The sequence below is a fragment of the Paenisporosarcina sp. OV554 genome (assembly GCF_003058165.1).
Taxonomy (GTDB): domain Bacteria; phylum Bacillota; class Bacilli; order Bacillales_A; family Planococcaceae; genus Paenisporosarcina.
On record NZ_QBUC01000006.1, the window covers coordinates 66,078 to 79,699 of the forward strand.

Sequence of the window (13,622 nt, forward strand, 5' to 3'; positions counted from 1 at the left end):
TACGTACGAATAATAGAACGAATTATAAACAATTAAGTTGCATCAATCATAGTTCTTGAGCACAAATGATGCAAGTGCTACACTATGATTTATGAAGAGTTTGAAAGGGGTTATGAGATGGAGAAAGCTACATTTGCAGGTGGTTGTTTTTGGTGTATGGTTAAACCCTTTGATCAATTTGACGGAATTGATTCTGTTATCTCAGGTTATATGGGTGGACATGTCCAAAACCCAACTTACGAAGACGTGAAGAAAGGAAATTCCGGTCATCTTGAAGTTGTACAAATTCAATTTGATCCTACCATTTTTACATATGAGCAATTGTTAGATATTTATTGGCAGCAGATTGACCCAACAGATGATGCAGGTCAATTTCAAGATCGCGGAGAGTCATATAAAACAGCTATATTTACACATAGCGATGAACAATTAGAAAAAGCAACAAATTCAAAACATGCCCTAACTGAAACTGGTCGTTTTTCAAAACCAATCGTTACACCTATTTTACCTGCACAAACATTTTATATCGCAGAAGAATACCACCAAGATTATTATAAAAAAGAGCCGGAACATTACGCAGAAGATCGCGCTAAGTCCGGCCGTGATAACTTCATCAATGAGAATTGGAAGAAGTAATAGTAATTCAATTTCTAGCCTTGCGTATGCAAGGCTTTTTTGTTTAATAACGATGTAACCACGAACATCCCCACAATTAATACGAGCATGACATAGTAAGTCATTTGATGCGTACCGCTATAGTCATACAAGATCCCAATTGCCAGTGGCACAAGTCCTCCCATTATAAAACCACCAGTTTGAACCATTGCAGTCCAAGCATTTGTTTCTTTTGGATCTGTTGTTTCATCAAGTGGTAACAGCAATGCTAATGGGAACAAGCCTCCAAGAGTAAGCCCTAATAATATCGAAGCTGGCCAAACAAGCGTAACATTCCCTGTTAATAAGAGTACAAGTCCAAGTGTTCCAATAAAGAGTGAGAAATAAATCCAAAATGAGCGCTTTGGGAATTTTTCAAGTAATAAAGGAATAGAAATGTTAGCTATAATTTGTGAAACTGTCATAACACTAATGACTGATCCTGCTTCAATCACACTAAATCCTAATTCACTTACTGCAGATGCCAGCCATGTTGTTAATGAGAAGAACAATGAAGCTTGAAAACCAAAGAATAATAATATCAGCCACGCTCTTCTATTTGTCCAGGGTGAACGGAATGTTACTTGTAGTTTATCAGTTGAAACTTTTCGTTCTTGCTGCGGTGTCATTACGATAAACCAGACTAAGTATGCAATTAATGCTAATGAAGACCAAAAGGCAAGCGCAAACTCCCATTGCTCACCAATCAACACATACAATACTCCAGTTAATCCCGCACTCAGTGTTGCACCAACCCCCATTCCTAAAGAATAGATGCCGATAGCCGAAGCCATTCGAGTCGGGAATTTTTCTTTGATTAGCGAAGATAATATCGGACCTATTATGGCAATCGCCACACCAATGATAAATGCTGTTATCAAAAGTGAAACGTAATCATGGAACAAAGCACGCGACAGAGTTAATATCCCGATTACACCGATGAGTAAAGAAATTCCACGTCTTTGACCAAATTTATTAAACCAATGTACAGCGAGTGGTGCGAATAACCCCATACAAATAACAGGTATAGCTGTTAATAAACTGACTTCACTGTTTGATAAATTCAAGTCGTTTTTAATTGTTTCTAATAATGGACCGATTGACGTAACGGCAGGTCGTAAATTTAATGCTATTAGAAAAATAGCAAGTAATAATGATGTCATTGATTTTTGAGGATTCATCTTGTCATTCCTTTAATTATAATAGTACCTAATCAAGTAAATCATATTATGCGCCCGACCTCAATAAAGTAATACTTTTACGAGAATATGCAAACTTGTGTTCTTATTTTCAAATTAGTATAATCATAGTATGAAAGGGTGTATTAATTGAAACTCATTCAATGGAGTTATGCTAAAAGATATCAAGTAAAAGCGATTTTTGATGAATTCCCAGATATGATACTTATTTTCAGAACTGTCGGCTCTTATTATTTTGTTTTCACAACCATTGGAACCGTTAGCCATTCCAATCCTACCCGAAAAGACTATGTAGAAATGGAATTGTTAATTAATGAACAACTCCAAACGTTACCAGCCTATATACAACGGAAATCCGAAGTCGAAATGGCATGGGTTGAACCCTGGCTTTGCGAAAAAGGACTTTCATTTACACAACTGAAAGTCCTTCCTTATAAAGAATAATTTGCTTTGGGAATCTTCCAATAGAATTTACTCGAAAAATGGAGGTCATACCATTTCTGTGCGACTTCAACTTAATTTAGGAATTTATAGAGTTCTTGTGCACGGAAAAATAAGCCTTCTTCATCGGATACCCCTTCTAGCATATTACCTCGCGCTTAATAAAGAAGCATTTAGATCAATATGCTTTTCTACAATATCTAGTAATGGTAGTTTTTACCTTTTCTGTGTTACAAAATCAAAACATTTTTTACGTCAATCCCTTCAATATAGATATGGCGATGAGTTTCATTCATGTTTATCCCTCCTTATTTTTTGTCATATCTCAAATTCGAGATAATTTCCATTTTGAAAGATTAAGCATTTACCGCTATTCGTGTTATAATAGTAGCATTGTGAAAAATAAGGAGGTACTAGCATGATTGCTGTAAGTAATGTAAGTTTGCGCTTCGGAGATCGTAAGCTTTTCGAAGACGTTAATATAAGATTCAACCCAGGTAACTGTTACGGTTTAATTGGTGCAAATGGTGCTGGAAAATCTACATTTATTAAAATTTTATCGGGTGACCTTGAAACACAAGAAGGAAATGTCATCATGAATCCGAATGAACGTTTAGCTGTACTAAAACAAAATCACTTCGAGTACGAAGAGTTTGAAGTATTAGAAACAGTGATGATGGGTCATAAACGTTTGTATGAAGTTATGAATGAAAAGAATGCTATCTATATGAAAGAAGATTTTTCTGACGAAGATGGTATGCGTGCTGCAGAACTTGAAGGTGAGTTTGCAGATATGAATGGATGGGAAGCTGAATCTGAAGCGGCAATCCTTTTACAAGGTTTAGGTATCGGTGAAGAATCTCTATCTAAAAAAATGGCTGACTTAACAGGTTCTGAAAAAGTAAAAGTTTTACTTGCTCAAGCATTGTTTGGCAAACCAGATGTTCTTTTACTAGATGAGCCTACAAACCATTTAGACTTAAAAGCTATCCAGTGGTTAGAGGAATTTTTAATTAACTTTGCTAATACTGTTATCGTTGTTTCCCATGACCGTCACTTCCTAAACAAGGTGTGTACTCATATTGCGGATCTTGATTTCGGGAAAATACAAGTTTATGTCGGAAACTACGATTTCTGGTATGAATCAAGTCAATTAGCTACTAAATTATCTCAAGATCATAATAGTAAAAAAGAAGAAAAAATAAAAGAACTTCAAGCATTCATCGCACGATTTAGTGCAAATGCATCTAAATCTAAACAAGCAACTTCTCGTAAGAAAATGTTAGATAAAATTGAATTGGATGACATTCGTCCTTCTTCACGTAAATATCCTTATGTAAACTTCCAAATTGGACGTGATATCGGTAACGACGTCCTAGCTGCTCAAGGAATTTCATTTGAACATGAAGGCAAAACTATGTTTAAAGACATCCATTTTTCAATTAATAAAGAAGATAAAATTATCTTAATTGGTGATCCAATTGCTAAGTCTTCATTACTTCGTGTGTTAGCAGAAGAAGTTGAACCGACAGAAGGTTCAATTCGTTGGGGTGTTACAACAACACGTACTTACTTCCCAATCGATTACAGCGAATACTTTACTGGAAATGAAAACTCTTTAGTAGATTGGTTGCGCCAATATTCACCTGATGATGAAAGTGAAACTTTCTTACGTGGGTTCCTAGGACGTATGTTATTCTCTGGTGAAGAAGTGAAGAAAAAACCATCTGTATTATCTGGTGGGGAAAAGGTACGTTGTATGTTATCTAAAATGATGCTTGCTAATGCCAATGTATTGCTATTAGATGAACCTACGAACCATTTAGACTTAGAATCAATTCAAGCACTTAACAATGGCTTAATTGCTTTCAAAGGTGCTATGATCTTTACATCTCATGACCACCAGTTCATCCAAACGATTGCTAATCGTGTAATTGAAATCTTGCCTGATGGTTCAATTCTTGACAAGCAGTTATCATTTGATGAATTCTTAGATTGGAAAGAATCTCAAGGAATCAAATCATAAAACAAAAAGCGAAAAATAAAGTGTGAAGGGTGTATATCCCCATCACACTTTATTTTTTATTTAGATTTTTTTATGAACATTCCTAGGAGAGATCGAGCTGGTATTTTTCCGAGCAAGCCATCGCTTGATTTAGAAATTTTCTTTAATGTAACAAATAATTTGTCATCCCCTACCCAATGTTCTTCTAAAATTTCGGGTGAAAATTTATTAAGTAATGTATTCACAACGAATGTTGCAACAATAATGTCATCCATAAACCCACCTGGACCTATTAAACCTTCGGGAATTACATCAATTGGAGCAATAAAGTATAAAATACCACTACCGATTAATACTTTACTTTTCCCATCAATGCGATTATCGAGTAATGATTTAGTTAATAGATGGAACAAATCTGGTGCGAATAATAGGTAGGGTGCAAATTTACTTGCACTTCCTGATTTTGATTCTAAAAAAGAAGTAATATTCCCACGAAGTTTCTCATAAAAATCTTGTTGTTTTTTAAGTGTCGGTAATTCTTTTTTCAAATCATATTCTGTCATATTCATTCCCCTTCCTTAAAATATACTATACCAAAAAAACAGAAAATTGAAACGTTTGACCAACACCAACCGTCTAAATTACTAAACAAACAGATTGGAGGTTACCTTATGTCAATATTGAAAAAATATGTCGTTCTCATGCTTTTCTTACTGTTAAGCGCTTGTAGTGACGATTCTGTAGGAAACCCTTCTGTTTCAAATACCCTCCCCACTACTGAAGAAGAACAACCTGAAGAAATCATTGAAGAACCAGAGGAAGTCGTCGCAGAACCTGAACTAGAGCCAGTACAGTTTTCGAACTTCTTTTTGCAGGATGGAGTCACTGCTAAGTATTTAGGAGAAGGTAATGAATATGCCAGCTACCTAGCACGGACACAATGGCACAATGACTATACCGTTTCCATCTATGAAGACAATGGAGGAACAACTCTTGTACGTACTTATCGAATTTCTGATGAGTCGATTGATTTGATTCAAGAACAAGGAGAATTTTATGACGAGTTTAACCCTACTAATGAAGAGTTGCAAGCACTTCCTAAGCTCTCGACATTTTTAAAGCTCCCCTTAGAAACTGGCGTATCTTTTGACGGTTGGGAAATTGTTAGTGTAGATGAAACGGTTGACACACCATTTCAAACTTTTGATCAAGTAATTGTCTTGGAAAAGACGGATGATAGTGGAGCCATACGGCGTAAATATATCGTAGAAGAATACGGCGAAATAAAAAGAGAATTTATTATGAACGAAGAAGACAATGAATTTATAGTAACGTCAACTCTCGAATCGGTTGATTAAAAAAGAAGAGGCATCCGAAATTTCGGATTGCCTCTTTTAGTTGCTAAATTTAGATTTTGGTGACATTTGCAGCTTGAGGTCCACGGTTGCCATCGACAACTTCGAACTCGACTTTTTGACCTTCATCAAGTGTCTTAAAGCCTTCCCCTTGAATTGCAGAGAAATGAACAAATACGTCGTCCCCACCATCAATTTCAATAAATCCGAAACCTTTTTCTGAGTTAAACCATTTTACTGTACCTTGTTTCATAAACAAACCCCCAAAAATAAAGTTAACAATTTAAAATTGAGTGATGAAAACCAAAAAATTCACATACACAATAGCACCAGCAAACGCCGATCACTACTGAAATATGTGAATACAGGTTTCCGGTAAAACAATTTCAATTGTTAAGAACATTATAACATTTACCCAACAACTGTCAATTTTATTATTTGTATTTTCATAGTCTTATATGTCTTTTTATATTTGATTCGGCTTCCCGTTTTTCAGCCAAATTACACCATGAAATGTTTGTAAATCATCATCGCATGCTTCACAAAACTCTTGTTCATCTTCAGTCCAAAAAGCCCAACATGCTCCTTTTTGTTTCTCTTCATTCGGATACGTATTACGGAATTCACTTAGCAGTGATTCTAAGTAATCACTCGCCTCTTTGTCTGAAGTAAATACTTCTTTTTCGATAATATATTCTTCCCACCCGGAAAACATCCACCAAGGTTCATAACCAGCTTTCATATAAATTATTTCATTCATAGATTTTCATCCTTTTCTATACTTCCATAATCTTCATTTTATCAAATGAAATGTCAGCGTCTAGTAATTTGTTTATAATCTTCTCTCCAAATTTGAAACCTTTTACTTCTTAATAATTCAAAATCATTGATTACTCCTATAATTTAATATAAGTTAAGTCCAGATGAAACCTTTTGTTACGCCAATCGTATGTAATAGAGAAGAACTCTTAAGGAGGGTTGCAACTTGATCGATGTAAAGTACTTTATAATTCGACATTTGCTTAGCATACCCATATTTTTTGGAAGTTGGATAGCATTTCAATCAGGATTAGGTATTCATTTCGCACTAGCAGGATTATTTTCCATTGGAACTTACGCTTTGTCCAATCAACTGATTAAAGTGGTACAATCTCGATTGATTGTTTCAAAATATGGCTTGACGATGGCAGAATATCGTCATATTAATACGCAGTTAAAAGAAGCAAAAATCAAACTTAAACAATTAAATGGATACTATATGAAGGTTCGTTCAATAAGAGCATTTAAACAATTATTTGAAATGAATCGACTAGCTAAACGAATTGTTCAGATTGTTAAAACCGAACCTAAGAAATTCTACCAGGTCGAATCATTCTTTTATGCCCATCTTGAAACAGCAGTAGAACTTACTTCAAAATACACATTGCTTGTCTCACAACCCGTTAAAGCCTATGATGTTCAAATTGCTTTACAAGATACGCGTGAGACATTGTTAGAGATTAATGAAGTGATGGAACTTGATTTACGTCAAGTATTGTCTTCTGATATTGAGCATTTAAAAATGGAACTTGATTTTGCTAAAATTTCACTAAGAAAACAAGAAACTCCCCTATTGCTGAAAGGAGAAACACTAGATGGCAGAAAATCAATCGACTCCTAGTCAAACGAAAACTTTAGATGATTTACTAAATTCACCTTTTGAAATGCAACCACAAATGAAGGATCAAGACGATCCTATAAATGAAAAATTACCTGTAAAAATAATAGATCGATTGTCTGAAGAAGAAAAACAAAAAGCCTATACTCTGGCTGCTCAAATTCCTGCTGGTAATTATGAAGCAGTTCTAACATATGGAGCCAATGCACAAACTGAACTTTCAAGGTTTTCACATCAAATGCTTGACCATGTTCAAAAGAAAGACATTGGACCAGTAGGAGATATTTTAAAAGATTTGATGGACAAGCTTGGGCAAATGAACCCTGAAGAATTAACCACAACAAAGAAATCCGGTATTAAACGGTTATTTGGGAAAGTATCTAGATCTGTTCAGGAGTTAATGACTAAATATCAAAAATTAAGTACTCAAATTGATCGTATTGGCATTCAACTTGAACATTCTAAAAGAGGTTTAATTGAAGATGTTCATATGTTAGATAAGTTATACGATCAAAACAAAGCATATTTTCAAGCTTTAAATGTTTATATTGCTGCAGCGGAAATAAAACGTGATGAAATATTAAACGAAACCATCCCTGCCCTTCGTCAAAAAGCTGAAGCATCATCTGATCAGATGGCTTATCAAGAAGTGAATGATATGGCTCAGTTCTTAGATCGTTTGGAAAAACGGTTATATGATTTACAGCTATCTCGTCAAATAACGATTCAAAGTGCTCCACAAATTCGAATGATTCAGCAAACCAATCAAACGTTGGCGGAGAAGATTCAATCTTCTATCATGACTTCCATTCCTTTATGGAAAAATCAAATTGCGATAGCATTAACACTTAATCGTCAATTGAAAGCGGTAGAAGCACAGAAACAAGTAACGAAAACGACGAATGATTTATTATTGAAAAACTCGGAAATGTTGAAAATGAACAGTATTGAAACTGCAAAAGAAAATGAACGTGGCATTGTTGAAATTGAAACATTAAAACAAACACAAGAGAACTTACTTCAAACAATTGAAGAAACACTTCGTATCCAATCAGATGGTCGCGTCAAACGAAAAGCTGCCGAAGTTGAAATTGCCCGTATGGAAGAACAGTTAAAACAACGACTATTAATCGTTCATCAAGAACAAGAAAACCGTCCTCGCTAATGAGGACGGTTCTATTTATTTAAGTTACCTTTTAAATCCACCCTCAGAATGAATTACTTGACCTGTAATCCAGTTGGCATCCTCACTTACTAGAAATTTAATGGTTCTTGCAACATCACTTGGTTCCCCGATTCTACCAAATGGGAACATTGGTTCTAACGCATTTTTAATATCTTCAGTCATCCATCCTGTATCCGTAGGACCTGGATTTACTGCATTAACAGTTATTCCTAGTGGAGCTACTTCTGCTGCCAAAGTAATAGTTAAGGCATCTATTGCACCCTTTGTTGTTGCATAGGCTAATTCACCCGCCATGGATCCTTGAAATTGACCTGAAGTAAGACTAATAATTCTCCCGCCTGATTTCTTCTTGAAATTCTGAGCAAACTTACTACTTAAAAGAGTCGTTGCCCGGATATTCACCACATAGTGTTTATCCAACTCATCCATAGTTATCGTTGAATAATCATTGTTAGTTGAGTAAGCTGCATTATTTATTAAGATATCAGGTTGTCCAAGTTGCTCAACTACTTTTTCAAACAGTTGCTCAGGTGCAGCTTGTGTTGTTAAATCTAACTCCATACAAGACACCTTAACTCCTTTTAGTAATAACTCCTCTTTTAATTTCATCGGGTCATCGAAATCCATGCTTAAAGCCATTTTTCTATCATATTCCGCCCAATAAGTGAAAAAAATGTGATAACCTGCATCTGCTAGCTCTTTACAAATAGCCGTTCCAATACCTTGTAGGCGGCCTACACCAGTAATAATTGCGATTTTATCTTTTAATTCGATCATGAACATTTCCCCTAACGATGATCTATAATGAATTGCTAAAATGATTAACGTTTTTCATCCAATATTATTGAATATTTGTCACTTAACAACTAGATATAGCATGCGACGCAGTAGTCTTAATGTTTGAGTAGTGAATTCATCGACATTTTTCGCAGTTGCAGTCTTTGCCCCAAACATCATATGGAATAATTGTATTTGTTCTTCCACGGGTTGCTCTGCGCTTAAAAACAAATGGAGTAAATGAATCCCTTTTCTCTCTACTTCGATGACAGCCTCCGCGGTATCGATAATTCCATTTGCAGCATAGCCATATGCAGATGGTTCTCCATCAGAAAACAATAAAATAAATTTATGCTTTTCACTACGTTTTAGAAGTCGTTCTGCCATCCAGCGAATAGCTAATCCATCACGATTGTCATCATGGGCCACCAACGAAAAAATGGCTTCTGAATGATCTTTTAATCCATCTGCTACTTGGTGGCAAAATAAAAAGGAATTGGGTTGTTCTTGATCCGTCGCTTCATAGGCATCTTCATAATACGATACAATATCATGTCGAATACCTAAGTCCCGTAAAACGTCGTGAAATAATAGTACTGCTTTTTTTGTTTCTTCCATTTTATCAATCATGGAAGCCGAACTATCAATTAACAAACCGAAAACAGCGTCCATTGGAAGAGATGGTCTATTCTTTTTATAGAATGGTTTTGGTCGTTGTTCAGTTAATAAAGAGGTCAGATTTGGTGTTAATCTGCCTTTTGATAATCGAGTACGTTTGCTCTCTTGCTTTTGATCAATTCTTTTTCGGATTTCTTTCGTAAATGCTTTCACATACGGTTTTTGTTCTGCACGAATGATGGAAATTCCATCTTTCAAGCCGGCGTTTATTTTTCGAACTATTCTCTTTTCTTCGAATGATACATTTAGATGTTCATCACCGAATCGTTCTCCTGATTGCTTGGTTTGATTTTTCTCTGTTTTCCCATCCATTTTTGCTTTTTGGTTACTTTTCTTATTCGCAGTAGAAGTGCCTGATCCCTCACTATCAATTTCATTGGACTCATCGCCCTCTTCTACACGGCCATTATTTGTCTTTCCTTTATTTCCTTTTGTTAGTTCAAAATCAAGGTGTGGTCCTTGTTGTTTTTCACTTTCTCGATGCCAGGTCCTAAACATTTCTTCAATGGATTCACTTGGAGGAAAATTTTCTGAATCTTGTTGATCAATTGATCGTTTAGTTTTTTCTTCATAACCTGGAATTTCTTCTAAGTTTTCGTGAAGAGATATAAATATATGCGTTAAATCTTTCGTCATCACTTCTTCCAGTGAATAAAGGATATCTAAACAAATTCGGCAACTTTCAGCTGTACTCTTTGAATCGAAAATAAACTGCCATTTTGCAAGTGCCCGATTGAAGTAACTCGGATAGTCTTCTACTAATAGGGCTGTAGGTGACCCTTTACGAAGTGCTACGTATAAAAAACTAAATAGACTGTCACTCATAAATCCTTTGTTGAAATTGACCATCAATTGTTGTTCATGGAAAGTGGTATATACTTCTTCACGAACGACAAATGCACCGTCTGTTCCCGGCCGTTCTTGACGAATCAAATTGGAAAGTCGAAACTCCTCTGCACTTATTGCGAGTTGTAGAGCAAACTCTTTAATAGGAAGATGACTGACTTCTTTCTTATAATGATTCCATGCTGTTAAGTCAAAATGTCTCCAAAAACCCGAAGTTAATAAATACAAATCAGATAATTGACCTTTTTGTTCAATTTCAGGATCACGATGATTCCAAAAATGGCTCATCGAAATGGCGCCTTCTTTTGGGCGAAACTCCATCAATTTACGAACAGTTAGTGATAAGTATGGACTGCGACCTAAAGCTCGTGCCAATTGTTCTAACTGAATCATTCGTTTTGCGTTGATCGTTTCATTGTTAAATTGAATAAATCGATTGACCGATGACAAATAAAGCACCTCACTTAAGCCAAGTATTCGCCAGTTCCATGACCAACTCTTTTTCACTATCGTCTTCTAATTTTTCAGCTATTGCATAACGAATAGCTCGTTTAGGGTCTATATATTGAGCTAGCTCAGTAGCATCGAGTAAACTGCGAATAGATGCAGCTTCTTCACTTAGTAAACCATTTTGAACTTGAATAAACATATCTTCTGCAAGGTTAAGCATGGTTTTGATGAGTAAAGATGAGGCTTCTGGGTATTCCCGTTCAAATAAGCCACGAAGTGGCTCTCCTGTTAAATAAGGAATCGAGAATGAAATAAAGCGATTTTTTAATGCTTCATTTAAAGGAGAAGTACCAATATAGCCTTCGTTTATTGCGGCTATAACCGTAAAGTCTTCGTGAGCTCGTAACACTTCCCCGGTATAAGGATTTGTCAGCATACGTCGGTGATCGAGAACGCTATGTAGAATCGGTAAGGTTTCAGGTTTTGCCATATTGATTTCATCAATATATAAAATATGACCGTACCTCATGGCTTGAATGACCGGTCCTTCTACAAAATCGATAGCCGTTTGACCTTTTTCTTGAATCAATGTTTTAAACCCGAGAAGAGCTTCTGCATCTAGATCAACTGAACAATTAATACTGTGCATCGGTTGATTGAAGAAAGAAGAAATCGATTCTGCCAATTTCGTTTTACCCGATCCAGATGGTCCTTTGAGTAAGACATTTTTTTGCAACACTACACTTAGTAAAATGTCATTCCACAAATTTTCTAATGGTGATACATAGCCGCCACGCCCAATTAATGCTTTATGGTCATCTGCATGCTCTTTTGAATGTCTGTTGTTTTGTGAATGGTCAATGATTGATTTTACGTTCAACGTTAATCCCTCCAATAAAAAAACCGATGAAGAGTCATCGGCTATTCGAAATATTCTTTATAAAAGCCACCAATGTGACCTGTGTTGTCAAGTATAAAAATGAATTCTTCTGTTTCATTTTTCACTTCGTATGTTTTACCAACCGTTAGAACATTTGACACCGAAAACTTCGATGCATTGGTATGTTTGCAAGTAACTGTTTTAATTGTAGGTGCATCTTTCCAAACGTTATGTAACATAATTCATCTCCTCATTTCGTTCTCTTCTACTAGTATAAGCAAGCTGTAAAAGATTATCAACAACGCGGGTAAACCTCTTTCTAAAACGTAAAGAATATAGGTTTGAAATAAGATGATATGGCTTGGTCTGGCTTATTTAAGTCAACCATTGATTACGTTCACAGATCTTAATAGTACCATTTGCTATGCAATTATCTGCTACACCCTTGTCTAAAGAATAAAAGAGGGTGCAGCAAGGTATCGACTTTGTCACTTCTCACCTGCCTTTTTTCGTAGATTAATCCTTCTACATGTTAGCACCCCACTCTACCTTGCAAGCTGGATAACGTAGCCCTATTTATTTCTATATTAATTTAAGATAGAGAAAAGTTATGAATATATCTACTCATTCGCCCTCTCTCGTTATGAAAAACTTAATATACTATAAAAACAATGAAAGGAGGTGTTATTATGTCTGAATATTATTCTTCAAGAAAAAATCATTGCTGTGATGAAAAAAGAAAAAAAGAAAACTGTGGATGCGGTACGGTTATTGTAAGCTTTACTAGTGCTGCAGGCTTCCCTATTTTGTTCTCTTCTACTGCCGGCAACGTGGACTCTACTTGTTCAGCTGCGCTAGCAGTGGGTAATAACGTTATTTTTGCACTACAGTGCCTTTTCGAAGACGACTTTAAAGTTGTTGCATTTACTGCGAATGGAGCTGTAAACACTTACACTCTTACAAACTGTTAACATCTTCAAAAAGAAATAGCGGGATTAGTTCTAGTAGACTAACCTAGTAAGACAAAATAAAACACCTTTATAAATGTTACATTAAAAAGGACATTTATCGGAGGTGTTTTTTTTGCATGGGCGTATATTAAGGAGAGATTAGAAGGGCGGTTGTCATTGATAAAATTGAAAAAAATAAACAAAATCAGCAGACTATTAATTCTAGCATTAGATGTATTTCGCAAATTATTACATGGATGAAAAGGAAGAAATAGAGCGTATCCTAATGGAAATCATTAGCTTTTTCATCCACTTTGTTATAATGCAGAAAATCTTCAAGAAAGCACCCTGTTATTGGTGTTTACTAAACTCCAGTTTGTTAATCAACTTTCTAAAAATTCATATAAACCTTCATCGAAATATTGAAACTCTTCCTTAGAAACATTGTAACGTTTATAATCCTCAAAAAAAGCTTTTTTGTTTTCATCATTATTAACAAACCTACTTATCGCCAAAGATTCATCATACCAATGGGTCACCAACT

The 13,622-nt window shown here is 35.5% G+C and carries 16 protein-coding genes; 7 read left to right on the forward strand and 9 right to left on the reverse strand.

Going from position 1 to position 13,622, the window contains the following annotated elements; all coding sequences use genetic code 11:
• Window positions 1–117: 117 nt before the first annotated feature.
• Entirely contained in the window at window positions 118–636 is a 519-nt protein-coding gene (gene msrA, locus C8K15_RS07230) for a peptide-methionine (S)-S-oxide reductase MsrA (RefSeq protein WP_108585754.1), read from the forward strand.
• A 14-nt stretch (window positions 637–650) separates the two neighbouring features.
• On the opposite strand, the gene C8K15_RS07235 is transcribed toward msrA, so the two are convergent.
• Complete coding sequence (locus C8K15_RS07235; RefSeq protein WP_233260406.1) at window positions 651–1,817, reverse strand: MFS transporter; 1,167 nt, start codon at window positions 1,815–1,817, stop codon at window positions 651–653.
• Between the two features lie 165 nt (window positions 1,818–1,982).
• Between C8K15_RS07235 and C8K15_RS07240 the strand changes: the two genes are divergently transcribed.
• Together C8K15_RS07240 and C8K15_RS07245 are read left to right on the forward strand one after the other, a co-directional pair.
• A complete protein-coding gene (locus C8K15_RS07240; RefSeq protein ID WP_108585756.1) occupies window positions 1,983–2,297 on the forward strand; it encodes a hypothetical protein in 315 nt (104 codons plus the stop codon).
• 415 nt (window positions 2,298–2,712) lie between these two features.
• Complete coding sequence (locus C8K15_RS07245) at window positions 2,713–4,320, forward strand: ABC-F family ATP-binding cassette domain-containing protein (RefSeq protein ID WP_108585757.1); 1,608 nt, start codon at window positions 2,713–2,715, stop codon at window positions 4,318–4,320.
• A gap of 56 nt (window positions 4,321–4,376) precedes the next feature.
• Here C8K15_RS07245 and C8K15_RS07250 read toward each other — a convergent pair whose 3' ends face one another.
• Window positions 4,377–4,862, reverse strand: coding sequence for a YkvA family protein (locus C8K15_RS07250; protein ID WP_108585758.1), 486 nt, complete (start codon window positions 4,860–4,862; stop codon window positions 4,377–4,379).
• A gap of 108 nt (window positions 4,863–4,970) precedes the next feature.
• Here C8K15_RS07250 and C8K15_RS07255 point away from each other — a divergent pair, with 108 nt between their 5' ends.
• Entirely contained in the window at window positions 4,971–5,657 is a 687-nt protein-coding gene (locus C8K15_RS07255; RefSeq protein ID WP_108585759.1) for a hypothetical protein, read from the forward strand.
• Window positions 5,658–5,706: 49 nt separating this feature from the next.
• Here the strand turns inward: C8K15_RS07255 and C8K15_RS07260 are convergent, their stop codons facing one another.
• Together C8K15_RS07260 and C8K15_RS07265 are read right to left on the reverse strand one after the other, a co-directional pair.
• Window positions 5,707–5,907, reverse strand: coding sequence for a cold-shock protein (locus C8K15_RS07260; protein ID WP_108585760.1), 201 nt, complete (start codon window positions 5,905–5,907; stop codon window positions 5,707–5,709).
• A 213-nt stretch (window positions 5,908–6,120) separates the two neighbouring features.
• Entirely contained in the window at window positions 6,121–6,414 is a 294-nt protein-coding gene (locus C8K15_RS07265) for a DUF1033 family protein (RefSeq protein ID WP_108585761.1), read from the reverse strand.
• Between the two features lie 225 nt (window positions 6,415–6,639).
• Between C8K15_RS07265 and C8K15_RS07270 the strand changes: the two genes are divergently transcribed.
• Window positions 6,640–7,314: a 5-bromo-4-chloroindolyl phosphate hydrolysis family protein gene (locus tag C8K15_RS07270; protein ID WP_108585762.1), complete on the forward strand. Its 675-nt coding sequence runs from the start codon at window positions 6,640–6,642 to the stop codon at window positions 7,312–7,314.
• Entirely contained in the window at window positions 7,289–8,476 is a 1,188-nt protein-coding gene (locus tag C8K15_RS07275) for a toxic anion resistance protein (protein ID WP_108585763.1), read from the forward strand. The genes C8K15_RS07270 and C8K15_RS07275 overlap by 26 nt, the downstream gene beginning before the upstream one ends.
• Before the next feature lie 24 nt (window positions 8,477–8,500).
• Here C8K15_RS07275 and C8K15_RS07280 read toward each other — a convergent pair whose 3' ends face one another.
• The 4 genes from C8K15_RS07280 to C8K15_RS07295 all read right to left on the reverse strand — a co-directional run bounded on the left by C8K15_RS07280 (window position 8,501) and on the right by C8K15_RS07295 (window position 12,367).
• Window positions 8,501–9,274: an SDR family oxidoreductase gene (locus tag C8K15_RS07280; RefSeq protein ID WP_108585764.1), complete on the reverse strand. Its 774-nt coding sequence runs from the start codon at window positions 9,272–9,274 to the stop codon at window positions 8,501–8,503.
• Window positions 9,275–9,352: 78 nt separating this feature from the next.
• Window positions 9,353–11,305, reverse strand: a complete 1,953-nt coding sequence (locus tag C8K15_RS07285) for a vWA domain-containing protein (RefSeq protein ID WP_233260407.1) — start codon at window positions 11,303–11,305, stop codon at window positions 9,353–9,355.
• The gene (locus tag C8K15_RS07290) at window positions 11,259–12,128 is read right to left on the reverse strand and encodes an AAA family ATPase (RefSeq protein ID WP_108585766.1); all 870 of its coding nucleotides are present in this window, start codon (window positions 12,126–12,128) and stop codon (window positions 11,259–11,261) included. The genes C8K15_RS07285 and C8K15_RS07290 overlap by 47 nt, the downstream gene beginning before the upstream one ends.
• A gap of 41 nt (window positions 12,129–12,169) precedes the next feature.
• A complete protein-coding gene (locus C8K15_RS07295; protein ID WP_108585767.1) occupies window positions 12,170–12,367 on the reverse strand; it encodes a DUF6501 family protein in 198 nt (65 codons plus the stop codon).
• 450 nt (window positions 12,368–12,817) lie between these two features.
• Between C8K15_RS07295 and C8K15_RS07300 the strand changes: the two genes are divergently transcribed.
• Window positions 12,818–13,099 (forward strand): hypothetical protein, encoded by a 282-nt coding sequence (locus C8K15_RS07300; RefSeq protein WP_108585768.1) that lies wholly within the window; start codon window positions 12,818–12,820, stop codon window positions 13,097–13,099.
• 362 nt (window positions 13,100–13,461) lie between these two features.
• Here C8K15_RS07300 and C8K15_RS20255 read toward each other — a convergent pair whose 3' ends face one another.
• Window positions 13,462–13,617 (reverse strand): hypothetical protein, encoded by a 156-nt coding sequence (locus C8K15_RS20255; protein ID WP_158268270.1) that lies wholly within the window; start codon window positions 13,615–13,617, stop codon window positions 13,462–13,464.
• Window positions 13,618–13,622: the final 5 nt, after the last annotated feature.

Coding starts and splice junctions, on each gene's coding strand:
- C8K15_RS07245 (WP_108585757.1), top strand. CDS start 2,713: ATGATTGCTGTAAGTAATGTAAGTTTGCGCTTCGGAGATCGTAAGCTT.
- C8K15_RS07295 (WP_108585767.1), bottom strand. CDS start 12,367: ATGTTACATAACGTTTGGAAAGATGCACCTACAATTAAAACAGTTACT.
- C8K15_RS07280 (WP_108585764.1), bottom strand. CDS start 9,274: ATGATCGAATTAAAAGATAAAATCGCAATTATTACTGGTGTAGGCCGC.
- msrA (WP_108585754.1), top strand. CDS start 118: ATGGAGAAAGCTACATTTGCAGGTGGTTGTTTTTGGTGTATGGTTAAA.
- C8K15_RS07300 (WP_108585768.1), top strand. CDS start 12,818: ATGTCTGAATATTATTCTTCAAGAAAAAATCATTGCTGTGATGAAAAA.
- C8K15_RS07265 (WP_108585761.1), bottom strand. CDS start 6,414: ATGAATGAAATAATTTATATGAAAGCTGGTTATGAACCTTGGTGGATG.
- C8K15_RS07275 (WP_108585763.1), top strand. CDS start 7,289: ATGGCAGAAAATCAATCGACTCCTAGTCAAACGAAAACTTTAGATGAT.
- C8K15_RS07250 (WP_108585758.1), bottom strand. CDS start 4,862: ATGACAGAATATGATTTGAAAAAAGAATTACCGACACTTAAAAAACAA.
- C8K15_RS07260 (WP_108585760.1), bottom strand. CDS start 5,907: ATGAAACAAGGTACAGTAAAATGGTTTAACTCAGAAAAAGGTTTCGGA.
- C8K15_RS07255 (WP_108585759.1), top strand. CDS start 4,971: ATGTCAATATTGAAAAAATATGTCGTTCTCATGCTTTTCTTACTGTTA.
- C8K15_RS07235 (WP_233260406.1), bottom strand. CDS start 1,817: ATGACATCATTATTACTTGCTATTTTTCTAATAGCATTAAATTTACGA.